This window comes from Bradyrhizobium sp. 132 (genome assembly GCF_023074185.1).
Lineage (GTDB): Bacteria > Pseudomonadota > Alphaproteobacteria > Rhizobiales > Xanthobacteraceae > Bradyrhizobium.
Genome location: NZ_JADPKY010000132.1, coordinates 1 through 25,023, shown reverse-complemented (window position 1 = coordinate 25,023; position 25,023 = coordinate 1). Strand labels below are relative to the sequence as shown.

Sequence of the window (25,023 nt, the reverse complement as noted above, 5' to 3'; positions counted from 1 at the left end):
CGATGAGTTTCATGCGTTTGGCGATCCTGACGTCGGCATTGCTGACGTCGCTCGTGGGCGGCGCCCAGGCCCAGACGACGCTTCGCATCGGCATCGCCGAGGACCCCGACATTCTCGACCCCAGTGTCGGCCGCACCTATGTCGGCCGCATCGTATTCTCCGCCTTCTGCGACAAGTTGTTCGACATCGACGAGAAGCTGAACATCGTGCCGCAGCTCGCGCTGTCACACGAGACCTCGGCCGACGGCAAGGAGATGACGATCAAGCTCCGACCCAACGTCAAGTTTCATGACGGCGAGCCGCTGGACGCGGAGGCCGCAAAGTTCTCGATCGAGCGTCACATGACGCTGCCGACCTCGTTCCGGAAGCCCGAGCTTGCCAGCGTCGACCATGTCGAGGTCGTCGATCCCCTGACCATCAAGCTGGTGCTCAAGACCCCCTACTCGCCGCTGATTGCCCAGCTCACCGACCGCTCCGGCATGATGGTGTCGCCGAAGGCGGCGAAGGAGGCCGGCGACAAGTTCGGCCTGCATCCGGTCTGCGCAGGACCTTACAAATTTGTCGAACGCGTCCAGCAGGACCGCATGGTGTTCGAAAAATTTGCCGACTACTGGAACAAGGACAACATCCATATCGACCGGGTCGTATTCCTGCCGATCGTCGATGCCACCGTCCGCCTCGCCAATCTGAAGTCCGGCGGACTCGATTTGATCGAGCGCGTGCTCGCCACCGATATCAAGGACGTGCGCGCCGATTCCCGGCTGGTGCTGTCGACGGCGCCCGAGCTCGGCTATCTCGGCCTGACCGTCAACATCGGTAACGACAAGACCAAGGGGCCGCTGAGCCAGTCGGCCAAAGTCCGCCAGGCGCTCGACCTTTCCATCGACCGCGAAGCCCTCAATCAGGTCGTCTTCAACGGCGAGTTCACGCCGGGCAATCAATGGGTCAGCCCGACACATCCCTATTACCAGAAGGCCTTCCCGGTCCACGGCCGTGACATCGCGAAGGCGAAAGCGCTGTTGAAGGAAGCCGGGGTCACGCTGCCCGTGACCGTGGATTACATGATCCCCAAGGGCGCGGAGAATGAAGCCGTCGCCCAGGTGGTCCAGTCGATGGCCGCGGAAGCGGGCTTCGACATCAAGATCCGCGCCGTCGAGTTCGCGACGACCTTCAAGCAGGCCCAGGCCGGCGAGTTCCAGGTTTTCCAGATCAACTGGAGCGGCCGCATCGATCCCGACGGCAATTCCTACATCTTCATGCGCAGCAAGGCGGCGCAGAATGACGGCGTGTACGCAAACCCGGATGCCGACAAGCTGATGGAAGATGGACGGATGACGTCCAATGTCGAGGAGCGCAAGGCGATCTACCAAAAGCTGGCGAAAATCCTGCTCGACGATCTGCCCATCATCTACATCTATCACCGCACGCTCCTGATCGCGCATACGACCAAGCTGCAGGGCTACAAGCAGATGCCCGACGGGCTGGTGCGGGTGGTCGGGTTGAAGTTCAAGTGATCGAGGCCGCCTCCAGGACGCGATCCGAGCCATGCTGAACTTCCTCGCCCATCGCATCGCGCAGATTGTGCCGACACTGTTCTTCGTGTCGGTGCTGATCTTCTCGCTCCAGCAATTATTGCCGGGCGATCCCGCGCTGGTGATGGCCGGGGAGGAGCGAGATCCCGCCGTGATCGAACAGATCCGGCAGCAGTATAAGCTCGATAAGCCCATCCCGGTACAGTACGTCTATTGGCTCAAGGGCGTTCTATCAGGCGATTTCGGCGAGTCCTTGCGCAACAAGATGCCGGTGCGCGAGCTGATCGCGCAGAAGCTGCCGGTGACGCTCCAGCTCGGATCGATGGCGATCCTGATCGCGTTCTTCATCGGCATTCCCGCCGGCATCGTCTCCGCCGTTAAGAAGGGTACTGCCTGGGACTATGGCGCGAATTTGTTCGCGCTATGGGGCATCTCGACGCCGAATTTCTGGCTCGGCATTATGCTGATCTTCCTGTTCTCGATCGAACTTGGCTGGCTGCCGGCTTCGGGTTACGTGCCGCTCACCGAAAACTGGCGCGCGAGTCTGGCTGCCACCATCATGCCCGCCTTCGTACTCGGCAATGCGATTTCCGCGGTTTTGATGCGGCATACCCGCAGCGCCATGCTCCAGGTGCTGGAAAGCGATTATGTCCGCACCGCGCGCGCGAAGGGACTGTCGGAACGCTCGGTCATCCTCAAGCACGCCATGCGCAATGCGCTGACGCCTATCATCACGCTCGGCGCGCTCGAACTCGGCACATTGCTGTCAGGCGCCGTGCTGACCGAACAGATTTTCTCCATTCCCGGTTTCGGCAAGCTGATCGTGGACGCGGTGTTCAACCGCGACTATGCGGTGGTGCAGGGTGTGGTGCTGGTCACGGCGACGGTTTACATTACCCTCAACCTCGTTGCCGACGTCGCCTATGTCCTCGTCAATCCGCGGCTAAGGGGCTAGGCGATGAGCGACGCTGCGCTATCAGCAAGTCCCACCACCCAGGCCTACGAGCTGGACAGCCCGGCGCGCCGCGCGCGGCGGCGGCTGTTCAAGCGCAAGGCGGCGGTATTTGGACTTGTCGTCATCACCTTGTTCATCGGCTTCGCGCTGCTTGCGCCACTCGTCGTGCCCTATGATCCCATAGCGACGAGCTGGAGCCTGGTGCGCAAGCCGCCCACCGCGGCGCACTGGTTCGGCACCGACGAGCTCGGCCGCGATATCCTGAGCCGTGTCGTCTACGGCGCGCGCGCATCGCTGCTCGCGGGCCTGATCTCGGTTACGATTGCGCTCGGCATCGGCGTGCCGCTCGGCCTGCTCGCCGGCTATCGTGGCGGTTTTGTCGATGCGCTGATCAGCCGGATCACCGACGCGATGCTGGCCTGCCCGTTCCTGATCCTGGCGATCGCACTCGCCGCGTTCCTCGGTCCGAGCCTCGGCAACGCCATGATCGCGATCGGTATCTCAGCCACCCCGATCTTCATCCGCCTGACCCGCGGGCTGGTGTTGAACGTCAAGGCCGAGGATTATGTCGAGGCGGCTCGCGCGCTCGGCAATCCGCCGTGGCGGATCGCATTTTCGCATATCCTGCCGAACATCCTGCCTCCGCTTCTGGTGCAGGCGACACTGTCGATCGCCGCCGCCATCATCGCCGAAGCAGCGCTGTCCTTCCTCGGCCTCGGCCAGCAGCCACCCGCGCCGTCCTGGGGCAGCATGCTCAATGCGGCACAGCGCTTCTTGACCCAGGCGCCCTGGATGGCGATCTGGCCGGGGCTTGCGATCTTCCTCGTGGTGCTGTCGCTGAACCTGCTCGGCGACGGCCTGCGCGACGCGCTCGATCCGCGCCAGCGCTAGATCACCATCTCTCGCATCACCCGGCGGCAATCCATCTCGTATTCGAGATCGACCACCGGCGGCCGGGCATAGTGCCAGGACAGGCCGGAGCGCAGCGCGCCGCGGCGGACCAGCTCGTCGACCAGCGCGTGGTGGAAGTCGTGCACGGAATAGGCTTGCACGCCGGTCGTGTCCTTCCAGCCGAAGCCGAAGGCCGTCATCCGGTTCTCCATCTGCGAGGTCGTCGTGAAGCGGACCTTCTCGCGCAGGCCCTCCGGGCTGAGGTCGCGGTAGCGCACGGTGCGCTCGACATAGGATCCGCCGCCCTCGCGCGCCTCGGCGCCGCCGGCGATCACGAAGCTCGGCGTCTTCGAGCTCGTCGGCCGCGTGAAGGAGAACGCATAGAACGACGGCTCGGCCGGCGGATCGATCTCGGGACAGACATTGCTGCGCGCCACCGGATTGGTGGTGCCGTCGAAGATGCCCCATTCGGACAGCGTCTTCACATAGTGCAGGTTGAACGCGCGAAAACCTTCCTCGCTGAAGGCCGCCGGTGAGCGCAGCTCGCAGGCACAGAACGCCGTCAGTGGCCGCCCCGCCTCCTGGATGTACTTCGCGGCAAGCGCAAACCCTTCCGCGAGCGGCACCGGGCGGTCGAAGCGGACGCGCTCGATCTCATAGCCGTCATCCGCGGCCGCACCGGCTGAATACTGGAACACGGACGGGATAAAGCGGTAATTGCCGGCGGAGAATTCGCGTGTCATGTCGGACTCCTATTCCAGTTGCATGCGAATACCCTTGGCACCGTTGAGCAGGCGCTTCAGGTGAAAGCCGGCGAGGGAGTCGTCGGCATGCATTCCGACCAGCGCGGCAAAGGCCGGCATGGCGGCGCCGTCACCGGCCTCCATCTTGGCAAAAGCCTCGGAATACAGCGCCGTTTCCGGCGCAGCGAATTGGGCCTGCGCCAGCGGCTCGAACGCGCGCAACGGCTCGCTGCGTCCGCGCAGCAACAGCTCGCCGACGGGACGGCCTTGAAAATTCTCAGCCGCCTTGGCGACGCTGGCACTGACGCAAATCCGTGTGCCCAGATGCTTGTTTGCGGCTTCCAGCCGCGCCGCGATGTTGATGGAGTCGCCGTACGCGGTGTAGTCGAAGAACCGGTTGCCGCCGAAATTGCCGACCAGGGCCGGCCCGGCGTGAACGCCGATACGGGTGGTGCCGAAATTCACGCCTCTCGTCTTCCAGCGTGCGGAAAAATCCTCCGCCCAGGCGTCGAGACCGTGCGCGCAGGCGACTGCGCGTGTCGCATAATCGGGCTGATCGCCGGGCGCGTTGAAGAGCACCTGGATCGCATCGCCGATGATCTTGGCAACTGTCCCCTCTTGGGCGAAAACGACCTCGGTCATCCCGCCGACATATTCGTTGAGAAGCGCGCCCAGCGTCTCCGGGGGCACACTCTCGACCAGCGAGGTGAAGCCGGTAATGTCGGTGAAGATGGTCGCTACATCGCGCCACTGTACTTCGATTCCCTTACCTTCGCTCCCTGCCGCGAGACGCTTGGCGAGCTCGGGCGAGAAATGACGCGACAGCGCGGCGTGGGCGCGCTCCGCCTCCGCCTGGCGGCCTCGCACCTCACGCAGCATTTCGATGTGGCGGATGGTCTTCTGGATCGTCATCTCCAGGTCGGCGAAGTCGATCGGTTTGGTCAGGAAGTCGAACGCACCGCGGTTCATCGCAGTGCGGATATTGCTCATGTCGCCATAGGCCGACACGATGATGGTGGACTTCTTGTCTTCGGCTTCCTGGAGCTTCGCCAGCAGCGACAGCCCGTCCATCCGCGGCATGTTGATGTCGGAGACGACCATGTCGACATGCGGATTCTGCTCGAGCGACTGCAGCGCCTCGAGGCCATCGCGCGCGAACATGATGGTCACCAGCCCATCGCGAATCTGCCTGCGGAATTTTTGCAGGACCAATGCCTCGAGATCCGGCTCGTCGTCGACGAAGAGAATGGTCGCGGTCATGCGGCTTGCTCGAGCCTCGTGTCGATTTCCTGCCGCAGCAGCGCGAAATCGATCGGCTTGGTGAGAAGTCCGACCGCGCCGCGCTCGATCGCCTTCCGGCGCGTCTCTGCATCGCCATAGGCGGTGATCATGATGACGGGAACGTCAGGATGCGCGTCACGCACCTTCGGCAGCATGTCGAGCCCGCTCATGCCGGGCATGTTGATGTCTGACAGGATCAGGATCAACGAGGGATCGCGAACCTCGGCGGCGAGCTTCAGCGCATCGGGCGCAGACGGCGCGAATTCCATCTGGAAGCGGCCGGCGCGCAGGTCGCGCCGGAACTGCTGCCGGAACAGCGTCTCGACGTCGGGTTCGTCATCGACGACCAGGATGTAAACGTTCAAGACTTGCCTCCGGAAGTGTCGCCCGCCGCCATCATGCGCGGCAGGGTGATGATGAACTCGGTGAATACTCCGGGCTCGGTGTTCACGTCGATGGTACCGCCGTGCTGATTCACGACGATGTCATGGCTCATGGAAAGGCCGAGCCCGGTGCCCTCGCCGGCCGGCTTGGTGGTGAAGAAGGGATTGAACATCTTCTCCTTCACCTCGGGCGGAATCCCGGTGCCATTGTCGCGAATACGTATCTCGAGCTTATCGCCGAGATTTTTCGTTTCCGCGCGCAAGGTGGGCTCGAAGGCGTCTGTGGCGCTCTCCTTGCGCTTTGCTGTGGCGTAGAAGCCATTCGAGATCAGATTGAGGAAGACGCGAGTGATTTCCTGCGGATAAATATCGACCATGCCCGCCGCGGGGTCGAAGCTGCGCTCGATCGTGACGTTGAAGGCGGGTCTTTCGGCACGCGCGCCATGATAAGCGAGATTGAGGCTCTCTTCCACGATCGCGTTGATATCGCTGGGGCGATGCTCGCCGGAGCCCTCGCGCGAATGCAGAAGCATGTTCCTGACAATGGAGTCGGCGCGCTTGCCGTGCTGCACCACCTTTTCGAGATTGCTCTTGAGCATGCCGGTCAGCTCTTCGACCTCTTCCTTGGTCTTGCCGTCGAGCGAGGCCGTTTGCAGGGCCTCGTTAAGCTCGTCGATCAACTCCATCGACACCGACGAGAAATTGTTGACGAAATTGAGCGGATTCTTGATCTCATGCGCGATCCCCGCCGTGAGCTGACCGAGGGACGCCAGCTTCTCGGTTTGGACCAGGCGGTCCTGCGCGGCGCGGAGATCTTCGAGGGATTGCGACAGCTCCGTCGTACGCTTGCGCAACTCGTTCAGCAGTCGCGTGTTCTCGATAGCGATGACGGCTTGCTTCGTGAAATTCTCAACCAACGCGATTTGCTTATCGGTAAACGGCCGGACCTCCTTGCGATAAACCGCGAGCGTTCCGATCAGCTCATTTTCCCTCATCATGGGCACTATGACGATCGTGCGGGCGCCGGCGACGTCGGAGATTCCACGAATGGTCCGGCCTGCGGCAAGATAGGCCGGAGTTTCCTGCACATCATGAACATGGACGACCCGGCGTGTCCTGACGACCACAGCAAGTGCGCTCTCCGGATGAGGACGGATCGGCAGGTCTTTTCGCGAAGCCGCGAACGCAGGCGGCACATTGTAATCCGCAACAATCGTGAAACTCTCGCCATTCCACAGATTCATTACGCCGAAACTCGCGCCACAGACGCGTGTGGCATTCTCGAGCATCTTGTGGAACACCGGTGTGAGTTCGCCAGGAGACGAACTGATGACCTGCAACACTTCCGACGTAGCGGTCTGTTGCTCGAGCGACTCGGTCAACTCAGCCGTTCTCACCTCGACCTTTTTTTCCAAATCCGCATAAGATTCCTGCAGGCGCTCGCCCATGTGGTTGAACTGGTCCGCGAGCCCCTCGAGCTCGTCGCCGGTCCTGATCGAGATCCGCTGGGAGAAATCGCCGCCGCCGATGCGCTCGGCGCCGCTCCGCAGCGCCTGGATCGGCCCGACCATGCGACGCGCCAGGAATATCCCGGCGAGCACCGCGAAGATCGACGCCGCGAGCAGCACGAAGGCAAGCCGTTCCAACGCAGCATAGAGCGCCGCATAGGCTTCCTCGACCGGCATCTCGACGAACATGGTCCAGTGCAGCGGCGCGATCGGAGCCGACGCGGTCAGCACTTTCTGTCCCTGGATGTTGCGCGCTTCGGAAAGCGCATCGAGCGTGGCGCCGCCTCCGGCCAGCGCGGCGCGCACCTGCGCGAGACCAGACATGTCGGTGTTGCGCAGGACCAGGCTGATATCGGGGTGCGCGATCAGGCGTCCCTCCGGACCGACCACGTAGGCGTGTCCGTGCTCGCCGACCTTGATCTGGGACACGACGTCCCAGATCAGCTTGAGATTGACCTCCGCGACGCTGACGCCCGCATCCTTGCGCGACCCGGCCTGCGCCAGTGTCATGTACGGCTCGGACTCCCTGCGGAAATAGACCGGGCCGTAAAAAACCTTGTGCGCGACCGCCTCGGTGAACTTCGGATCGTCCGACAGGTCGATCCCGCTGTCGATCGCGTCCATGGCGAGCCGCGAGACCCGCAGCCGCTCCCTGCCGGTCGCATCGATCTGGGCGAGCTCGGTGATGGCGGGCACCTGGCGCAGCAGCCGTAGCGCGTCGAACCGGCGCTGCTCGATCGAGCTCGCCGACCAGGGCAGCTGCGTGGTCCAGCCGAGCTGGCTCTCGATCTCCTTGACGAACTGACCGATCTTGGCCGCAGCCGCCTCGGCCTGTTCATGCTGAACCCGGATCAGCGCGGCCTTGTGCTCGCGATAATAGAAGAAGACCTCGAACAGGCCGTTGGCCAGCAGCGCGATGGCGACGACGGCCACGAACAGCGCGACATATTTGGTGAAGAGCCGGGTCCTGATCCCCTGCCCTGGCGTCGTGCTGGACGCGACGCCAGCCGGCGCCGCAGTCGGCAGCGCCCGTGCTTGCGGGGTATCGGGGTGGAGGGAAAGGCTCATCCCGCCGAACCTAGCAAGAAGACCGGACCTTGTCTCTCGCGAACGCGGGAAAGCCTGATGGCAATCGGACCCCCGGGGCAAATAGAAAAGGGCGGCAGCGGAATGCCGCTGCCGCCCTCGGGTTAGCTTACCTGCGTCTTCAGGTTGGCCGCAGCGCCTTGGAGCCGAGGTCGAGATCGTTGACCTGCTTGTTCCGCTCGGAATCGGCCGCCGCGCGATGGTCGGTCGCCAGCACCACGTAAACCGCGGGCAGCACGAACAACGTGAACAGCGTGCCGATCGACATGCCGGCGACGACCACCAGACCGATCGAGAAGCGGCTGGCCGCGCCCGCGCCGGTCGCGGTCAGGAGCGGGATCAGGCCCGTCACCATCGCGGCCGTGGTCATCAGGATCGGCCTGAGACGGATGCGGGCCGACATTTCGATGGCTGAGCGGCGATCGAGCCGCTCGTTGATCTGGAGCTCGTTGGCGAACTCGACCATCAGGATGCCGTGCTTGGTGATCAGGCCCACCAAAGTCAGCAGTCCGACCTGGGTGTAGATGTTCATGGTCGCCACGCCGAAGAACAGCGGGATCAGTGCGCCGACGATCGCCATCGGGACCGAGATCATGATGACCAGCGGATCTCGCAAGCTCTCGAACTGCGCCGCCAGCACCAGGAAGATGATAATCAGCGCGAAGCCGAAGGTGACCGCGAGCTGGTTGCCTTCCTGCACATATTGCCTGCTGTCAGCTAGATAATCATGGCTGAAACCTTGCGGCAGGTTTTTGGCTTCGCTCTCGAGGAAGTCGACCGCCGCACCGACGGTCACGCCGGGCATCGGCACCGCCGAGAAGGTCGCCGAATTGAGCTGATTGTAATGTGTCAGCGAATTCGGCTCGGTCTTGGTCTCGATCGATACCACCGTCGAGAGCGGAAGCTGCTGGCCGGTGTTGGTTGTGACGTAGTAGCCGGCGAGCGATTCCGGCGAGAGCCGCTGGCCGCGCGGCACCTGCGGGATGACCTGATAGGAACGGCCCTCGAGATTGAAGCGGTTGATGTAGTTGCCGCCGAGCAGCACCGCGAGCGTGCTGCCGAGGTTCTGCATGTTGACGCCGAGATCCTGCGCCTTGGTGCGGTTGATCGTCACCTTCACGTTCGGCTGGTTGTAGGCAAGGTCGCTGTCGGAGACGATGAACATTCCGCTCTTGCGGGCGGCAGCCTTCAACTTCTCCATCTGTTCATAGACAGTCTGGAAACTGGCGGTGGAGTTGATGACCATCTGCACCGGCAGGCCGCCCGGGCCGCCCGGGAGCGGCGGCAGGTTGAACGCGAACGCCTGCACGCCCTCGATCTTGGAAAGCTCGGCCTGCACCAGCGACTTCAGCTGGATCGACGAGCGCTTGCGCTCCTCCCACGGCTTCAGCAGCATGCCGGCGATACCGCCCTGCGGGCCGTTGATGCCGTTCAGCACGAAGCGAAGATCGGTCTCGGGGAACTTCTGGAATTCCTTGTCGAGCTTCTCGCCGTAAAAGTCGACGTAGTCGATGTTGGCGTATTTCGGCGCCTTGGTCACCGCGAACACGATGCCCTGGTCTTCCTCGGGCGCCAGCTCCTTCGACGTGTGCATGTAGAGGAAGCCGACCAGCCCGAGGATGGTCACCGCAAACAGGCCGGTGATGGCCTTGTAGTCGAGCGAGCGATCGAGCCTGCGTCCGTACCACCGCGTCAGCGCGCCAAACACCTTGTTGACCAACTTGGCGAAGCGGCCCTCTTCGGTGTTCTTCAGAAGCACCGAGCACATCATCGGCGACAGCGTCAGCGCGATCACGCCGGACACGATCACCGAGCCCGCAAGCGTGAAGGCGAATTCGCGGAACAGCGAGCCGGTCAGGCCGCCAAGGAAACCGATCGGCGCGTACACGGCCGCGAGCGTGATGGTCATCGAGATGATGGGACCGACGATTTCGCGCGCGCCTTCCAGCGACGCCTGCACCGGCGTTTTCCCCTCCTCCAGATGGCGATGGATGTTCTCCACCACCACGATGGCGTCGTCGACCACGAGGCCGATCGCGAGCACCATCGCAAGCAGCGTCAGCAAATTGAAGCTGAACCCGAGCGCCAGCATCAGCGTGCAGACGCCGATCATCGACAGCGGGATGGTGACGACGGGAATGATGACCGAGCGGAACGAGGCCAGGAACAGGAAGATCACCACGATCACGATGATTACGGCCTCGCCCAGCGTCTTCTCCACCTCGTCGATCGAAGATTGGATGAACTTGGTCGAATCGTAGGCGACCTTCATCTTCATCGACGGCGGCAGATTGCGCTCCAGCTCAGGGAACAGCGCCCGCACGCCCTTGACCAGGGTCAGCGGGTTGCCCTGCGGCGTTGCCTGCACACCGATAAAGATCGCGTGCTCGCCGTTGAAGGCAACGCTCGCGTCGGTGCTTTGGGCCGCAAGCTCGACGGTGGCGATGTCCTCCATCCGCACGAAGCCGCCGTCCTTGGCCTTGACGATCATCTTCTTGAACTGGTTGACGTCGGTCAGGCCCGTATTCGTCGATACGTTTGAGACAATCAGATAGCCCTTGGTCTGCCCCGCCGCGGACTGGAAGTTGTTGGCGGTGATCGCGGCCGCGACATCCGCAGGCGACACGTTGCGGCCCGCCATCTTCAGGGGATCAAGCCACAGCCGCATTGCAAAGGTCTGACCACCGAGAATGTCGGCGGAGGCCACGCCGTCGACGGTCGACAGCACCGGTTGCACAACGCGCGTCAGATAGTCTGATATCGCCGAGCCCGACAGCTCTTCGGACGAGAATCCGAGATACATCACGGCCGTGGTCTGGCCCGTGGTCTTGGTGACGATCGGATCGTTGGATTCCTTCGGGATCAGGTATTTGACCGAGTTGGTCTTGGCCAGAACCTCGGTCAGCGCCTGGTTCGGATCGAAATTCAGCTTGATGTAGACCTGGATCGTCGAGGTGCCGAGTACCGAGGACGAGGTGATGTAATCGACACCTTCGGCGGAAGCGACCGCCTGCTCGATCGGCGTCGTAATGAAGCCCTGGATCAGGTCCGCGGACGCGCCCGGATAGACGGTCGTGATGTTGATGACCGTGTTCGACAGCTTCGGATATTGCCGGATCGGCAGCGTCGTTGCCGCGCGCAGGCCGATCAGCAGGATCAGCAGGCTGACGACGATCGACAGGACCGGCCGTTTGATGAAAATATCAGTAAAGCGCATCGCGGCGATCTCGATTTCGTTGACTTGCAAAGCGCATGACCCGGCCGGGCCGGATCATGCTGCGACGTGTGCGATGTCAGTATCGCGGCGGCTGCGCCGGGATCTGCGGAGCCGGGTCGGTCGAAATCGACACCGCCGCGCCCGATTGCAGCTTGAGCTGGCCGACGGCGACGACCTTGTCGCCCGGCTTCACGCCCTTGACGATTTCGACGCGGCCTTCGACCCGGTTGCCGGTCTGCACGAAAGTGCGCACCGCGCTCAGGCTGGTCTTGCCGTCCTCTTCCTTCTTCTCGGTGATCACGAACACCGAGTCGCCGTACAGCGTGTAGTCGACCGCCGTCTCCGGCACGGTGACCACGGCCGGCTTGTCCGGCAGCACCACAGTGGTGGTCACGAACATGCCGGGCTTCAGGATCTTCTCCGGATTGGAGATGGTCGCCTGCACGCGGATGTTGCGGGTGTCGGTCGAGATCTGCGGCTCGATCGTGGTGATCTTGGCGTCGAAGGTGCGGCCCGGATAGGCGTCGACCTTCAGCCGAACCGGCTGACCGACCTTGAGGTTGCCCGAGTCCTTTTCCGTCACCGTGAAGTTGGCCCACAGCTCCGACAGATCGGTCAGCGAAACGATCGCCGTGCCGGCTGTCAGATACTGGCCGACCTCGACCTTGCGGACGCCGAGATCGCCGGAGAACGGTGCACGCACCAGCTTCTGCGAAATCAATGCCTCGGTCTTGGCAATTCCGGCCATTGCCTGGTCGTAGGCAGCCTGCGCCTGATCAACGGTCGCCTGCGGACCGAACTGGCGCGACGCCAGTTGCTTGGCGCGGTCGAGCGACAGCTGCGCGACGGTTGCCTGCGCCTTGAAGCTCGCGAGATCGCCCTGCTCGGCCGCGTCGAACAATTGCACCAGCGGCGTGCCGGCCTCGACATGCGTGCCCGGCTCGAACTTGATCTCGGTGACGCGGCCGTTGACGTCGGCGCTGACATCGACCTGGTGCACGGCGGCGAGACCACCGACCGCGGTCAACAGGTTCGGCACCACCTCGGACTTCGCCTCGGCGGCGCTGACCGCGACCGGCGGCGGCTTGTTGTTGGCGAAGAACTGCTTGATCATCTGGCCGCGGAAATAATTGAACCAGACGAGGCCACCGACCAGCACGCCCAGAAGCGTTCCGACGATAACGAACCAGAGCACCGGCCGGACCGGACGCTTGGGAGCCTTGGTGTCGATCGGTTCGCCCGAAATCTTGTGTTCGGTTACGATGTTCATGTCATGCGCTTTCTGCAATCGCCGTTTTGCCCGCATCCGCGGCCTGATCGCGGCCCAAATGCGACGCAATTGCGGCGTCGTTAAGTCCGATACCTCTCAGGAGAAACTCACAGAGCTGCCGCTCGAGGTCGTTCGCCTTGCCATAAGCGAGACACGGCGTGGCCGGCAGCCTGGTCAGCGCAGCCGTCATCGCCGTGTGATGCGCAAACCAGAACAGGTTGAGCGGTTCGCCGTTGTATGGCCGCGCGTCTCCGGCGGCAACCGCACGCTTGAGCGAGGCGACGAAGACCGCCCCGATCAGCGTTTCGATCTTGGCATACAGCAAACGGGCGAATTCGCCGTCATCCAAATGACTCGTGGCCATCAGTCGCAGGCGCTGGGCTTCTTCGCGGTCGGGCCCGTCGGCGATGTGAAGGAAATGTCCGACCATGCCGCGGATCACTTCGACCAGGGTGACGGTCGAGGGCTCCCGTTCGAGCAGCTCCATGAGCGCCGGGTCAGCCTCGCATTCGTCGCTGAGAATTTCGGCGTACAGCGCGGCCTTGGACGGGAAATGCTTGAACAGCAGCGCCTCGGAAATGGCAGCGGCGGCCGCCACGCTCTTGGTCGTGGTGCCGATATAGCCGTGTCGGGCAAAGCAACGCTTTGCGGCGCCGAGGATCAATTGACGCCTCAGGTCGCTCGTCATACGCAATGAGCTCATGCTGGTGAGTAAGCACTCACCCACGTAAAAGTCAAGCACTATGCTGCAACGCAACCTAAATGCGTTGTAATTTCAGTGGAAATTGATCTTGCTTACATCGTCCCTGCGCAGGACGGGGCCGCTGGGGAAGCCAGCCTAGATCGGCTGAAAGCCGAGGTCGCCCCGGATCCGGTTGAGAATGTAAGTCCCATCCCGACTTGGCAAGATTCGCTCCAGATTGGCACTGTCGATTTTCACGTTGGCGAAGCGTGGTCCGGCCGAGACGTCGTGGACGGCTTTGGCGAAGGCCTCGACCTCGGCCATGGTTGTCACAGACCGGCTATCCCCGATGCCGCAGGCCCTGGCGACGCCGACGAGGTCGGCGGCGGCCGAGGTGTGGCTGGTCTGGCCGCCGGTCTCGCCATAGGCCTCGTTGTCGAGCACCGCGATCGAGAGGTTGGACGGCTTCTGCAGGCCGATGGTGGCGAGGCTGCCCAGCCCCATCAGCATCTCGCCGTCACCGGTGATGACGAGCACCGGCAGTTTTGGCTGCGCCAGCGCGATCCCGAGGCCGATCATCGCCGCGCCACCCATGCCGCCCCAGAGATAGAAGTTGCGCGCGTGGTCGCCAGCCGCGCACATGTCGTTGGTGGAAGCTCCGAGGCCGCCGATCGCAACCACGTCCTTGCGGTTCGCAAGCAGCGCGGACACCACCTGACGGCGGTCGAGGAGATTGGCCTTGCTCATTTGGTGAAGACCTTGGCGCCGATCAGGCGCTGCGACAGCAGGACAGCGGTGGGCGTAAGGGCGTTGTAGGCCTGTCCAGCCGCCGCTTCCAATACGGCCGGCACCTCGGCCGCGTTCGAGGCACGCAGCACCTTGACGCCTGATAGTTCGAATACGCCCTGCGTGGTCGATCCCATCGGCACCTGCCACGGATTGAACTCGCCCCATTCGCCGCGCATGGTCACCAGGGTGAGGAACGGAAAGCGCAGGATCGGGATCAGCGACAGCATGTTGATGCAATTGCCGACGCCGCTCGACTGCATCAGCAACACACCGCGCTGTCCGCCGGTCCAGGCGCCGGCCAGCAGCGCCACGCCCTCCTCCTCCGTCGTCAGCGGAATGCCGCGCATCGTGGACGAGGCCAGCACGCTCTCGATCAGCCTCGAATGGCCGGCGTCGGGCACGTAGGGCACCTGCCGGACCCCGAAGCGTTGCAAGGTCGCGAAAATATCGTCGGGCCAATGAGTGCTAGACTCGGCGGCCGTGTCGGCAGCGTCAGCGCGGGCGTGCATTTTCCTGTCCGGTCGGCTTGCAAATCATGGCACGACTGTAGACGGTGACCCGCGTCGCTCGAAAGAGCGAAAACAGCATATCGGACTCAACCGGCGAGTATGGCGGCATGAACGCAAGTGCGAATGAACTGGCAGCCAAGTTCGATCTGGAGAAGCTGACGTCCGACTTCTACGCCGATCCCTACCCGACCTATCGTGCACTGCGGGAGAACGAACCGGTCAAGCGCCTGCCCAACGGCACCGTGTTCCTGACCCGCTATGACGATCTCGTCACGACCTACAAGAACACAATATCGTTCAGCTCGGACAAGAAGCGTGAGTTCGCGCCGAAATACGGCGACACCCCGCTCTACGAGCACCACACCACCAGTCTCGTCTTCAACGATCCGCCGGCGCATACGCGCGTACGGCGCCTGATCATGGGCGCGCTGTCACCGCGTGCGATCGCGGGGATGGAGCCTGATATCATCAAGCTGGTTGACGGCCTGCTCGACGCCATCGCCGCCAAAGGTGATTGCGAACTGATCGAGGACTTCGCCGCATCGATCCCCATCGAGGTGATCGGCAATCTGCTCGACGTTCCCCATGACGAGCGCGAGCCGCTGCGCGACTGGTCGTTGGCGATCCTCGGTGCGCTCGAACCGGTGGTGTCGCCTGAAGTGGCTGCCCGCGGCAATAAAGCCGTGACGGACTTTCTCGCCTATCTCTCGACACTGGTCGTGCGCCGTCGCGAGAGGCCGGGCAATCCCGAGCGCGACGTGCTGACGCGACTGATCCAGGGAGAAGGTAATGGCGAGGAGAACGGCGAGCGGCTGACCGAGAAGGAGCTGCTGCACAATTGCATCTTCCTGCTCAATGCCGGCCACGAGACCACCACCAACCTGATTGGCAACGGCCTCGTGACGCTCGACCGGAATCCGGATCAGAAACAGCGCTTGATCGGCCATCCGGATTTGATCAAGCCTGCGGTCGAAGAGATGCTGCGCTACGAAAGCTCTAACCAACTCGGCAACCGCATGACCACGGAGCGGGTCGAGCTCGGCGGCGTCATGCTTGATGCCGGCACGTCGATCACGCTGTGTATCGGTGCAGCCAACCGCGATCCGGCACAGTTTCCGGACCCCGAGAGATTCGACGTCGCGCGCACGCCGAACCGGCATCTCGCCTTCGCCACCGGCGCGCATCAATGCGCCGGCATGGCGCTGGCGCGGCTGGAAGGCGCCATCGCGGTCTCGCGCTTTTTGGCGCGCTTCCCGAACTACGCCGTGAGCGGACAGCCGGTGCGAGGCGGACGGGTGCGGTTCCGCGGATTTTTGAGCGTGCCCTGCGCGATCGGCTGAGGCCTCAGCGCCGCTGCGTGCAACGGATTATTCCGGAGGCCTAAACCACTGTCTTGTGCCGCGCGATGCAGGTTTGCAGCACCTCGTCCATCGGTTTGTCCCACCAGCCGTTGGAGAAGATTTCGATCTCCGAATAGCCGGCAAAGCCCTGCGCCTCGACCGCTTCGCGCACCGATTTGATGTCGATGACGCCGTCGCCCATCATGCCACGGTCGTTGAGGATGTCTTTCGTCGGCACCAGCCAGTCGCAGACATGAAAGGCCAGCAGGCGATCCTTGCCGGCGCGCGCGATCTGCTCCATCAGCTCGGGGTCCCACCAGATGTGATAGACGTCGAGCGCGACACCGAGCATGCCGCTGCGATCAGGATCAAGCCGGTCGCAGATGTCGAGCGCTTGCTTCGTCGTGTTGACGCAGGCGCGGTCCGCCGCATAGGCCGGATGCAGCGGCTCGATCGCCAGCGGCAGCTTTGCCTGTTTGGCGTAGTCGAGCATCTCAGCTAGCGCTTCCTCGACCTGCGTCCGCGCGCCGGCGATGTCCTTCGACGCCTTGCTGCCCGGCCGCGAATATTGCGGCAGGCCGCCGACGACGAGCACGATGCAGGGTGCTCCCAGCGCCTTGGCTTCGTCGACGCAGCGCCGGTTGTCGTCGCGCACCTCGTCTCGGCGTGCAGCGTCGGATGTGAACATGCCACCCCGGCAATAGCCCGATAGGTCGAGACCGGCATCACGCACCGCACGCGCGGCACGATCGAGGCCGACGGCCGCGACCTGGTCGCGCCAGGGATCGATGGCGCGGATGCCGTGCTTGGCACAGGCGTCGATGATCTCGACGAGGTCACCCTGCTTGCGGACCGTCGCCGTGTTGAGCGACAGCCAGCGATGGTCGGACGAGAAATCGCGCATCAGGATTCGATTCCGTGCGAAGCCAGCACGGTCTTCATCCGTCGCGTCGCAAGTTCAGGATTGGCAAGCAGACCGGCCTGATCGGCAAGGCGGAACAGCTCGGCAAGATGCAGCATCGAGCGCGTGCTCTCCTGCCCGCCGACCATGGTGAAATGGTCCTGGTGGCCGTTGAGATAAGCCATGAAGACAACCCCGGTCTTGTAGAAGCGCGTCGGCGCCTTGAAGATGTGGCGCGACAGCGGCACCGTCGGTCCCAGCACATCGTGGAAGCCGGCCTCGTCGCCGGCTGCCAACCGCGACAGCGCGTAGGACGCCGCCGGTGCGATCGCATCGAAGATGCCGAGCAGCGCGTGTGAAAAGCCTTCGCCGTCGCCGGCGATCAGCTCCGCATAGTTGAAGTCGTCGCCGGTGTACATCTTGATACGCTTGTCGAGACGCCTGCGCATGTCGATCTCGCGCTGCTTGTCGAGCAGCGAAACTTTGACGCCGTCGATCTTGGTCGCGTTGCCGTTGATGATGGCGACCGCCGTGTCCATCGCCTTATCGAGATCGTTGGTGCCCCAATAGCCCGTCAACGCCGGGTCGAACATGTCGCCGAGCCAGTGGATGATCACGGGCTCGCGAACCTGCGAGAGCACGCGGTCATAGACCTTTGCGTAATCGTCGGCGTTACGGCCCAGCTTGGCCAGCGCGCGCGACGCCATTAAAATGATGCGACCACCGACCTTTTCGACTGCCGATATCTGCTCCTCATAGGCCCGGACCACGTCGTCGAGATTCTTGGCGTCCTCGACCGCGAGATGATCGGTGCCTGCTCCAGAGAACACCAGCGCGTTGCGATGCTTGGCGGCAGACACCGAACGCGTGATGAGCTCCAGCGAAGTCGGCCAGTCCAGCCCCATGCCGCGCTGCGCGGTGTCCATGGCTTCGGCGACGCCGAGTCCTAGGTCCCAGACATGTTCACGGAAGGCGATGGTCTTGTCCCAGTCGATCGCAACCGAAAGCCAGGGATCGTTGTCGGCGAAGGGATCGACCACCGTATGCACCGCCGAAAATGCGACGCGATTCAGCGGTCCCTCGAGCTTTGCGGGAAACGTTCGCGACGCCGCGAGCCGATAGGTTTCGATCGAACGATCGGCCTTCGGCAGCTTGAGCGACAGGGACGAGGTTGAAGGGACGGGCTTGGGCAGGACGGGCTTGTTCATGATTTCAGACCTCTCCCCGTCATTGCGAGGAGCGAAGCGACGAAGCAATCCAGATTCTTTCCGCAGTGGCAGTCTGGATTGCTTCGCTTCGCTCGCAATGACGGTTCAATAAGGATCGACACTTATCCAATAGACTCAGACCTTGATCGGGGCGACGTCGATCCAGCGCCGCTCTTTCCAGCTCTTCAGCGCGCATTCGGCGAGCTGCACACCCTTGACGCCTTCGAGCAACGTGAACTTGTAGGGCGCATCCTCGTAAACGTGGCGGATGAACATCTCCCACTGCTCCTTGAAGCCGTTGTCGTAGGTGACATTATCCGGCAGTTTCTGCCAATCGCCGTAAAAGTCATGCAGCCGCTTCTCGTCGGGATTCCACACCGGCCGGGGTGTCGCCTGACGCGCCTGGATCATGCAGTCCGAAAGGCCGGCGACTGCCGAGCCGAGCGTGCCGTCGACCTGGAAGGTGACGAGATCGTCGCGATAGACGCGCGTCACCCAGGACATGTTGATGTGGGCGATGGCGCCGCCCTTGAGCTGGAACGTCGCATACGCGGAGTCGTCGGCGGTCGCTTTGTACTTCTTGCCCTGCTCGTCGAAACGCTCGGGAATGTCGGTGTTGCCGATGCAGCTCACGCTCTCGACCTCGCCGAAGAGATTGTCGAGCACGTAGCGCCAATGGCAGACCATATCGAGGATGATGCCGCCGCCGTCCTCGTCGCGGTAATTCCATGACGGCCGCTGCGCCTCCTGCCAACCACCTTCGAACACCCAATAGCCGAACTCGCCGCGTACCGAGAGGATGCGGCCGAAGAACCCGGAGTCACGCAGGAAGGCGATCTTCTTCAGGCCCGGCAGGAACAGCTTGTCCTGCACCGTGCCGTGCTTGACGCCCTTGGAATTGGCGAGCTTGACGACCTCGAGCGCCGCCTCGAAATTCGTCGCGATCGGCTTCTCGCAATAAACGTGCTTGCCGGCATTGATGGCTTGGATGAGCAGACCGGGGCGCGCCTGCGTGGTCGCGGCGTCGAAAAACATGGTGTCGTTCTTGTCGGCGAGCGCCGCGTCGAGGTCGGTGGTCCAGCGCGTGATGTTGTAGCGCTTGGCCAGCCCCTCGACCTTCTCGGCGCTGCGGCCGACCAGGATCGGATCAGGCATCACGCGATCGCCGTTCTTCAAACGGACGCCGCCCTGCTCGCGGATCGCGACGATCGAGCGAATCAGATGCTGGTTCAGGCCCATGCGGCCGGTGACGCCGTTCATGATAAGGCCGAGGCGTTGGGTGGTCATACCGATTGCTCCCTAGGTGATTTTGGCTGTTCGAGCAGGCGCAGTGCCGACCAGTCCGGATGGACCGACGTCGCAAAACCCGCTCGGTTGAGCGATCCCGTCAGGAGATCGCCGTTGTGAATGGAGAGCCGGATGCCCTGCCCGGCATCGGCGTAGAGTTCGGGATGCGCTGCCGCGAAGGCCTCGGCTTCTGCGGCGGGCGCCTCGCCAAAGCCGTCGACATAGTGATGGCCGTTGCGCTCGGCGTGCGTGATGCCAAGGAAGGCGCCGAGCGCGAGGTCCTGCTGCACGGCAAGACCCGCCTGACAGGTGAGATCTTCGCCGGTGACGAAGAATCTTTCGCCGCCCGCGCTCCATTTCGCCGCACGCGTCGCGTTGACGATGGACTTGTAGAGCCCCTTGCAGGACTTCGAGGAGATGCCGCAATAGCCGAGCGCCCGGGCCGCAGGGAACGCGTCGTAGGAATCATCGGCTTCGTCGATGATAAAGCCACGCGCGGCCAGCGAACCCAGCGGTGACTGCCGGGTGATATCGCGCGGCATCGGCTGCTCGACGTAGAGCAAGCGCGACGCGATCGGCCGCAATGTGGGATCACGATCAAGCCGGTCCATCAGCGCCTGCAACGCCGCGAGATCCGCATATTGCTCGTTGGCATCGAGCGTCGCCTTGTAGTCACGTCCAAGCGTATCGAGCTCCTTGCCGATCCGCGCCAGCCGCGCTGCGTCGGCCACGGGATCGCCCGACAGCTTCAGCTTGAAATATCTTGCACCGGAGTTGTCGCGGGCATCGGCAACCCCGCCCTCACCTTCAACGGTATCGTCGAGGCCGACGGTATGCCTGATGGCAACACGCGACACCGGCTTCCGGCCGGACAGGAACGTCGTGAGATCCGTTTCCTTCAGGTCAGGCGACAGCCGCGCATCGATTCCGGCGATGTTGCCGGCCATGCCGTCGAAAAAACTGGTCTCGGCCGCGCGCAGGAGCGCGTCGAGGATCGCCTTGTCGATTTCCGCGGGGCCGTAAGCCGCCGCAAGCGCCGGAATATTCTTTTTCGCACAGGTCGCGACCTGGGCACCGATGCACGAGGCATGCAGATCGAATGCCGTCAGAAATCCAGTTCGCGCAAGATAAAGCCGCCGCGCGATCTCCAGCGAGCGGCGCAGATCATCGACGGTCTGTGCCGGCGACAGCTCCGGCCGCTTGTCGAACCATTTTGGTACCAGCAGCTCGGCGCTGGCGCCGACCGCGGTCCCCTTGCCTTCGACCTCGATCTCGACCCGCACGAACAGCTGCGGCGTCGCGTTGATCGTGATCGCGCCAAAGCGGAACGGCCGCGCGAAATGCACGGGACGTTCGAAGAACGCGATGTCTCGCAGCTTCAGGCGCGGTGGCATGGTGCTTCCGCATGTGAGCTTGTTGGAAACCGGTCTGGCCGCTCGGACGGTGCACCTCGCCCGCTTGCGGGAGAGGTCGGCGCGCAGCGCCGGGTGAGGGTTCTTTCCGCGACCGGACAATCCTGATGCGGAGATACCCTCTCCCCAGTCCTCCCCCGCACGCGGGGGAGGGAGCGCACCGTGCATGTGGTCGGGCTGGAGAACACCATCGCTAACTAATCCAACGCCCCTTGCGAGAAGAAATGCTTGCGGATGCGTTGCACGAGTTCGGTGAAGACAGGATCAGCCATCACGTCGAGCGAACGTGGACGCGGCAGTGGCACGTCGTAGATCGCGGCGATCGCGCCGGGCCGCTCGGTCATGACCAGCACGCGATCGGCGAGGAACACCGCCTCGGGGATCGAATGCGTGATCAGCAGCACCGTCTTTTTCGTTTCGCGCTGGATCCGCATCAACTCGACGTTCATGCGCTCGCGCGTCAGCGCATCGAGCGCGCCGAACGGCTCGTCCATCAGCATGATCTTGGGATCGTGCACCAGCGCGCGGCAGATCGAGGCGCGCTGCTGCATGCCGCCGGAGAGTTGCCACGGCAGCTTCTTCTCGAAGCCTTCGAGCCCAACCATCTTCAACAGCGCCTTGGCGCGGTCGAGATATGTCTGCCGCGGCAGCCGCTTCATGTCGATCGGCAGCATCACGTTGGCCAGGATGTTGCGCCATGGCAGCAGCAGCGCGTTCTGGAACACGATGCCGACATTGCCGTGCGGCGTCGTCACCTTCTCGCCCTCGACCAGGATCTCGCCTGATGTCGGCGGCAGCAATCCCGAGATCAGCTTGAGCAGCGTGGACTTGCCGCAGCCGGACGGGCCGACCACGACAAAGAACTCGCCGTCGTTGATGTGGAAATCGAGCGGCCGCAACGACGGCACATCGCCGTCGCGCGTCCGATAGGTCTTCGACACGCCGGACAGCTTGATGCCCGACGCATCGCCGGCAGCACGGTCGCTCACCAATCTCAGATGTGCGGCCGGCTGCGCGATTTCACTCATAACTGTCGCAGGTTTCACGAGCCGCTCTTCGGCAGGTAGTCGTTGGTATAGAACGCCTTCGGATTGTCCTTGGCCTTGGCGTCCAGCCCGCCATATTCGACCATCAGATTGACGGAGTCGGTCATGTTCTGGTCGGTGACCTGGAACGGCCGCTTGCTCTTGGTCTCCGCGGTCCGGTAGAGCGGAATGGTCAACTCAAAACCTTGCGTCAGCGTATCGATTTTGCCGCCCTTCGGGTTGGCGTCGAGGATCGACTGCGCCGCCGCCTTCGGCTCCTTCTCGGCGGCCTCGACCGCCTTTGTCGTCGCCGACATGAAGCGGCGCACGAGGTCGGCATTGGCCTTCACATAATCGGTGTTGGCGATGATGCCCGAGGAGACCATGTTGATGCCGTAGTCCGCGAACTTGATCGGATAGACGTCCTTGCCGGTGGCGTCCTTGATCTTCATCGACTGGTCCATGACGTAACCGAGCAGGAGGTCAGCCTGGCCGTTGATGACCGCATTGAGCTTGGTCTGGCCGTCGCCCGCGACGGTCTGGAAGTCGCTCTCCTTCAGGCCGGTCTTCTTCAGGAACAACGGCCAGATCTGGGTCATGGAATCGGCAGGCGTGATCGCGACCGTCTTGCCCTTGATGTCCTCGGGCTTCCTGATGTTCTTGTCGACGAAACCCATGGCGGACATCGGGCTGGTCTGGAGCAGCACGCCGGTCGCAACCACAGGCGCGCCCTTGATCGCGGCGCGCATCATGGTGGGCACGTCGACATAGCCGAAATCGGCGGTCTTGGCGGCCACCGCCTGCGTGGTCGCAGCCGATCCGCGGCCTTCCTGGATCTCGAGATCGATGCCCTCGGCTGCGTAAATGCCCTTGGCCTTGCCGTAATAGAACGGCGCGTGCTCGCCATAGACGTACCAGTTTAGCATCAGCACGACCTTGTCGGCGGCCTGCGCCGGCATCGCCGCAAACACCATCAGCGCCGCAGAGACTGCTCCAATCCACCGCTTCATCGTCACTCTCCCTTGTCGATTTGCTTCGGCCGTTGGTGGCCGTTGGTTGCTTTAGTTAAGATGCGAAAATCACGTCCTCACGCTGGCTGACATGCCAGGGAATGACCAGCTTCTCGATGCGGTCCACGACCCAGAACAGGATCACGCCGAGCAGCGCGAGGATCACGAGGGCTGCGAACATCGTCGGCAGGTCGAACGTGCCGATCGAGCGCTGCATCACGTAGCCGATGCCGGAATTGGAACCCACGAACTCACCGACGACGGCGCCGACCACCGCCAACGTCACCGACACTTTGAGACCGGAGAAGATCGCGGGCAGCGCATGCGGCAGGTTCACGGCACAAAACACCTGGAAGCGGCTGCCCTGCATGGCGCGGGCGAGATCCACCATATCGGGATCGACCGATTTGAAGCCCTGCACGGCGGAGACCACCACCGGGAAGAAGCCGAGCAGGAAGGCCGAAATCACTTTCGGAATGATGCCGAAACCGAACCACACCACGAACAGCGGCGCGATCGCGATCTTCGGCACGGATTGCGAGAACACCAGCAGCGGATAGACATAGCTCTCCACCGTCTTGGAGCCCGCAATCAGCATGGCGACAGGAATGCCGAACAGCGCCGACAGCAGGAAACCGCAGACGGTGGCATAGGTGGTCGGCCAGGACTGGCGCAGCAGTTCCGGCCATTCGGTGCGCAGCACCGCCAGGACATCGCCAGGTGACGGGATTTGATAGGCGGGAATCTTGAACAGCCGGATCGCGAGATCCCAGGCGACGACGATGAAGACAAGGAACAGGAACGGCCGAATCCAGGCCGCATTCAGCATCTTGGACACCGCACTCTGCGGCTTCAGCTCCGCCACGTTCTCACTCCCGGTCGTCTTGTTCGTTGAGGGAGAAATTAACCGATTGGGTAAATACTGTCCAGAGGTTTCCCTGTGACGTTTTGTGCCTGTTCCCCCGCTGGTCGTGCCCGGGCTTGTCCCGGGCATCCACGCCTCTCCTCACGCGGAGACGCGCGTGGACGGCCGGGACAAGCCAGGACAAACCCGGCCATGACGGATCCGGCGAGAGCTTGAGATTAAACCGTCTGCGCCACCGCGGCGCGCGACTTCGGCGCCTTGACGATCTTCAGCAGCTCCGCCGAGCGCCCCGTCAGCGCTGCCAGCACGAGGCCGACCATGTGGGCCAGCCGCTCGTCCTTGGCGTCCTTGGCCAGCAAATCGCGGCCGAAGATCACGCTGAGCGTCGCCGAGTTCGAGAGATAGAAGAAGCAGAGCCCCGCGATCGAGATGTAGAGCTGCACCGGATCGACCGCGACCTGGAAGTCGCCGCTCTCGACGCCGCGCCGCACCACGGTGCGGATCATCTCGACGAAGGGCGAGTGCATCGATTTGACCTTGGTCGAGCGCTTCAAATGCTTTGCGCGCGCGAGGTTCTCGGTCTGGAGCAGCGACAGGAATTCGGGATTGCGCAGAAAGTAATTCCAGGTGAACTCGATCAGGCGCCTGATGGCCTCGGGCGGGTCGAGGTGCTCGAGATCGAGCCCACGCTCCTCGCTGCGGATCTTGTCATAGGCGCCTTCGAGCACCGCGAGATAGAGCTCGTCCTTGTTGCCGACGTGATAGTACAGCATCCGCTTGTTGGCGCCGGCCTGTTCAGCAATGCGATCGACACGTGCGCCGGCAAGACCGTGGGCCGAGAATTCCTGCTTGGCCGCTTCGAGAATGCGCAGCCGCATCCCCTCGGGATCGCGCTGCCATTTCAGAGTTCGCTTTGCCTTCGCCAAACCGGTTGCTCGCTGGGTGGTCTCAGGATGGATGTAACACGCGCTCGCCGTCATTGCGAGGCGCCCTTGCGACGAAGCAATCCAGACTGTCTCCGTGGAGGGATTCTGGATTGCTCACATGGGGATTTGGTGTGTCAAGGCGGATGTTCAGCTTTTTGTTTGATTGCTGCCAGCTTTTCGTCCCGACCGCTGGGTCTTTCGGA

At 63.0% G+C, this 25,023-nt stretch carries 22 protein-coding genes; 4 read left to right on the top strand and 18 right to left on the bottom strand.

Annotation, left to right across the window (positions count from 1 at the left end):
• Window positions 1–2 precede the first annotated feature (2 nt).
• The 3 genes from IVA74_RS28130 to IVA74_RS28120 are packed head-to-tail and all read left to right on the top strand — an operon-like array spanning window position 3 to window position 3,378.
• Window positions 3–1,514 (top strand): ABC transporter substrate-binding protein, encoded by a 1,512-nt coding sequence (locus IVA74_RS28130; protein ID WP_247349697.1) that lies wholly within the window; start codon window positions 3–5, stop codon window positions 1,512–1,514.
• A 31-nt stretch (window positions 1,515–1,545) separates the two neighbouring features.
• On the top strand, window positions 1,546–2,487 hold the full coding sequence (locus tag IVA74_RS28125; RefSeq protein ID WP_247349695.1) for an ABC transporter permease: 942 nt from the start codon (window positions 1,546–1,548) through the stop codon (window positions 2,485–2,487).
• A gap of 3 nt (window positions 2,488–2,490) precedes the next feature.
• Window positions 2,491–3,378 carry an ABC transporter permease gene (locus tag IVA74_RS28120; protein ID WP_247349693.1) on the top strand — a complete coding sequence of 296 codons (888 nt, stop codon included), beginning with the start codon at window positions 2,491–2,493 and terminating at the stop codon, window positions 3,376–3,378.
• Here the strand turns inward: IVA74_RS28120 and IVA74_RS28115 are convergent.
• From IVA74_RS28115 to IVA74_RS28075, 9 genes are all read right to left on the bottom strand, one after another.
• Window positions 3,375–4,121 (bottom strand): hypothetical protein, encoded by a 747-nt coding sequence (locus tag IVA74_RS28115; protein WP_247349691.1) that lies wholly within the window; start codon window positions 4,119–4,121, stop codon window positions 3,375–3,377. The two genes, IVA74_RS28120 and IVA74_RS28115, sit on opposite strands and share 4 nt — an antisense overlap.
• Before the next feature lie 9 nt (window positions 4,122–4,130).
• Window positions 4,131–5,381, bottom strand: coding sequence for an adenylate/guanylate cyclase domain-containing protein (locus tag IVA74_RS28110; RefSeq protein WP_247349689.1), 1,251 nt, complete (start codon window positions 5,379–5,381; stop codon window positions 4,131–4,133).
• Window positions 5,378–5,767 (bottom strand): response regulator, encoded by a 390-nt coding sequence (locus IVA74_RS28105; protein WP_247349687.1) that lies wholly within the window; start codon window positions 5,765–5,767, stop codon window positions 5,378–5,380. Before IVA74_RS28105 ends, IVA74_RS28110 begins: the two co-directional genes overlap by 4 nt.
• Window positions 5,764–8,361, bottom strand: a complete 2,598-nt coding sequence (locus IVA74_RS28100; protein WP_247349686.1) for an ATP-binding protein — start codon at window positions 8,359–8,361, stop codon at window positions 5,764–5,766. Before IVA74_RS28100 ends, IVA74_RS28105 begins: the two co-directional genes overlap by 4 nt.
• Before the next feature lie 139 nt (window positions 8,362–8,500).
• Window positions 8,501–11,596 (bottom strand): MexW/MexI family multidrug efflux RND transporter permease subunit, encoded by a 3,096-nt coding sequence (locus IVA74_RS28095; RefSeq protein ID WP_247350234.1) that lies wholly within the window; start codon window positions 11,594–11,596, stop codon window positions 8,501–8,503.
• A gap of 76 nt (window positions 11,597–11,672) precedes the next feature.
• On the bottom strand, window positions 11,673–12,866 hold the full coding sequence (locus IVA74_RS28090) for an efflux RND transporter periplasmic adaptor subunit (protein WP_247349684.1): 1,194 nt from the start codon (window positions 12,864–12,866) through the stop codon (window positions 11,673–11,675).
• Window position 12,867: 1 nt separating this feature from the next.
• Window positions 12,868–13,569: a TetR/AcrR family transcriptional regulator gene (locus IVA74_RS28085; RefSeq protein ID WP_247350231.1), complete on the bottom strand. Its 702-nt coding sequence runs from the start codon at window positions 13,567–13,569 to the stop codon at window positions 12,868–12,870.
• A 135-nt stretch (window positions 13,570–13,704) separates the two neighbouring features.
• Window positions 13,705–14,295, bottom strand: a complete 591-nt coding sequence (locus IVA74_RS28080; RefSeq protein ID WP_247349683.1) for a thiamine pyrophosphate-dependent enzyme — start codon at window positions 14,293–14,295, stop codon at window positions 13,705–13,707.
• On the bottom strand, window positions 14,292–14,846 hold the full coding sequence (locus IVA74_RS28075) for a phosphonopyruvate decarboxylase (protein WP_247349682.1): 555 nt from the start codon (window positions 14,844–14,846) through the stop codon (window positions 14,292–14,294). Before IVA74_RS28075 ends, IVA74_RS28080 begins: the two co-directional genes overlap by 4 nt.
• Before the next feature lie 107 nt (window positions 14,847–14,953).
• Between IVA74_RS28075 and IVA74_RS28070 the strand changes: the two genes are divergently transcribed.
• The gene (locus tag IVA74_RS28070) at window positions 14,954–16,186 is read left to right on the top strand and encodes a cytochrome P450 (protein WP_247349681.1); all 1,233 of its coding nucleotides are present in this window, start codon (window positions 14,954–14,956) and stop codon (window positions 16,184–16,186) included.
• A 40-nt stretch (window positions 16,187–16,226) separates the two neighbouring features.
• On the opposite strand, the gene IVA74_RS28065 is transcribed toward IVA74_RS28070, so the two are convergent.
• From IVA74_RS28065 to IVA74_RS28025, 9 genes are all read right to left on the bottom strand, one after another.
• A complete protein-coding gene (locus IVA74_RS28065) occupies window positions 16,227–17,090 on the bottom strand; it encodes a sugar phosphate isomerase/epimerase family protein (RefSeq protein ID WP_247349680.1) in 864 nt (287 codons plus the stop codon).
• Entirely contained in the window at window positions 17,090–18,295 is a 1,206-nt protein-coding gene (locus IVA74_RS28060) for a dihydrodipicolinate synthase family protein (protein ID WP_247349679.1), read from the bottom strand. The genes IVA74_RS28065 and IVA74_RS28060 overlap by 1 nt, the downstream gene beginning before the upstream one ends.
• A gap of 135 nt (window positions 18,296–18,430) precedes the next feature.
• Complete coding sequence (locus tag IVA74_RS28055; RefSeq protein WP_247349678.1) at window positions 18,431–19,582, bottom strand: Gfo/Idh/MocA family oxidoreductase; 1,152 nt, start codon at window positions 19,580–19,582, stop codon at window positions 18,431–18,433.
• Window positions 19,579–20,976 (bottom strand): hypothetical protein, encoded by a 1,398-nt coding sequence (locus IVA74_RS28050; protein WP_247349677.1) that lies wholly within the window; start codon window positions 20,974–20,976, stop codon window positions 19,579–19,581. The genes IVA74_RS28055 and IVA74_RS28050 overlap by 4 nt, the downstream gene beginning before the upstream one ends.
• Window positions 20,977–21,191: 215 nt before the next feature.
• Window positions 21,192–22,040 (bottom strand): ABC transporter ATP-binding protein, encoded by an 849-nt coding sequence (locus IVA74_RS28045; RefSeq protein ID WP_247349676.1) that lies wholly within the window; start codon window positions 22,038–22,040, stop codon window positions 21,192–21,194.
• Complete coding sequence (locus IVA74_RS28040) at window positions 22,037–23,029, bottom strand: ABC transporter substrate-binding protein (RefSeq protein ID WP_247349675.1); 993 nt, start codon at window positions 23,027–23,029, stop codon at window positions 22,037–22,039. Before IVA74_RS28040 ends, IVA74_RS28045 begins: the two co-directional genes overlap by 4 nt.
• Before the next feature lie 55 nt (window positions 23,030–23,084).
• Window positions 23,085–23,894, bottom strand: a complete 810-nt coding sequence (locus IVA74_RS28035) for an ABC transporter permease (protein ID WP_247349674.1) — start codon at window positions 23,892–23,894, stop codon at window positions 23,085–23,087.
• A gap of 218 nt (window positions 23,895–24,112) precedes the next feature.
• Window positions 24,113–24,820, bottom strand: a complete 708-nt coding sequence (locus tag IVA74_RS28030; RefSeq protein WP_247349673.1) for a TetR/AcrR family transcriptional regulator — start codon at window positions 24,818–24,820, stop codon at window positions 24,113–24,115.
• A 22-nt stretch (window positions 24,821–24,842) separates the two neighbouring features.
• Window positions 24,843–25,023: hypothetical protein (locus IVA74_RS28025; RefSeq protein ID WP_247349672.1), on the bottom strand; the 181-nt coding region annotated here is incomplete at its 5' end.

Bases quoted from the DNA above. Each gene is read 5' to 3' on its own strand.
- IVA74_RS28130 (WP_247349697.1), top strand. From the start codon at position 3: ATGAGTTTCATGCGTTTGGCGATCCTGACGTCGGCATTGCTGACGTCG.
- IVA74_RS28125 (WP_247349695.1), top strand. From the start codon at position 1,546: ATGCTGAACTTCCTCGCCCATCGCATCGCGCAGATTGTGCCGACACTG.
- IVA74_RS28120 (WP_247349693.1), top strand. From the start codon at position 2,491: ATGAGCGACGCTGCGCTATCAGCAAGTCCCACCACCCAGGCCTACGAG.
- IVA74_RS28115 (WP_247349691.1), bottom strand. From the start codon at position 4,121: ATGACACGCGAATTCTCCGCCGGCAATTACCGCTTTATCCCGTCCGTG.
- IVA74_RS28110 (WP_247349689.1), bottom strand. From the start codon at position 5,381: ATGACCGCGACCATTCTCTTCGTCGACGACGAGCCGGATCTCGAGGCA.
- IVA74_RS28100 (WP_247349686.1), bottom strand. From the start codon at position 8,361: ATGAGCCTTTCCCTCCACCCCGATACCCCGCAAGCACGGGCGCTGCCG.
- IVA74_RS28095 (WP_247350234.1), bottom strand. From the start codon at position 11,596: ATGCGCTTTACTGATATTTTCATCAAACGGCCGGTCCTGTCGATCGTC.
- IVA74_RS28090 (WP_247349684.1), bottom strand. From the start codon at position 12,866: ATGAACATCGTAACCGAACACAAGATTTCGGGCGAACCGATCGACACC.
- IVA74_RS28085 (WP_247350231.1), bottom strand. From the start codon at position 13,569: ATGAGCTCATTGCGTATGACGAGCGACCTGAGGCGTCAATTGATCCTC.
- IVA74_RS28080 (WP_247349683.1), bottom strand. From the start codon at position 14,295: ATGAGCAAGGCCAATCTCCTCGACCGCCGTCAGGTGGTGTCCGCGCTG.
- IVA74_RS28075 (WP_247349682.1), bottom strand. From the start codon at position 14,846: ATGCACGCCCGCGCTGACGCTGCCGACACGGCCGCCGAGTCTAGCACT.
- IVA74_RS28070 (WP_247349681.1), top strand. From the start codon at position 14,954: ATGAACGCAAGTGCGAATGAACTGGCAGCCAAGTTCGATCTGGAGAAG.
- IVA74_RS28065 (WP_247349680.1), bottom strand. From the start codon at position 17,090: ATGCGCGATTTCTCGTCCGACCATCGCTGGCTGTCGCTCAACACGGCG.
- IVA74_RS28060 (WP_247349679.1), bottom strand. From the start codon at position 18,295: ATGAACAAGCCCGTCCTGCCCAAGCCCGTCCCTTCAACCTCGTCCCTG.
- IVA74_RS28055 (WP_247349678.1), bottom strand. From the start codon at position 19,582: ATGACCACCCAACGCCTCGGCCTTATCATGAACGGCGTCACCGGCCGC.
- IVA74_RS28050 (WP_247349677.1), bottom strand. From the start codon at position 20,976: ATGCCACCGCGCCTGAAGCTGCGAGACATCGCGTTCTTCGAACGTCCC.
- IVA74_RS28040 (WP_247349675.1), bottom strand. From the start codon at position 23,029: ATGAAGCGGTGGATTGGAGCAGTCTCTGCGGCGCTGATGGTGTTTGCG.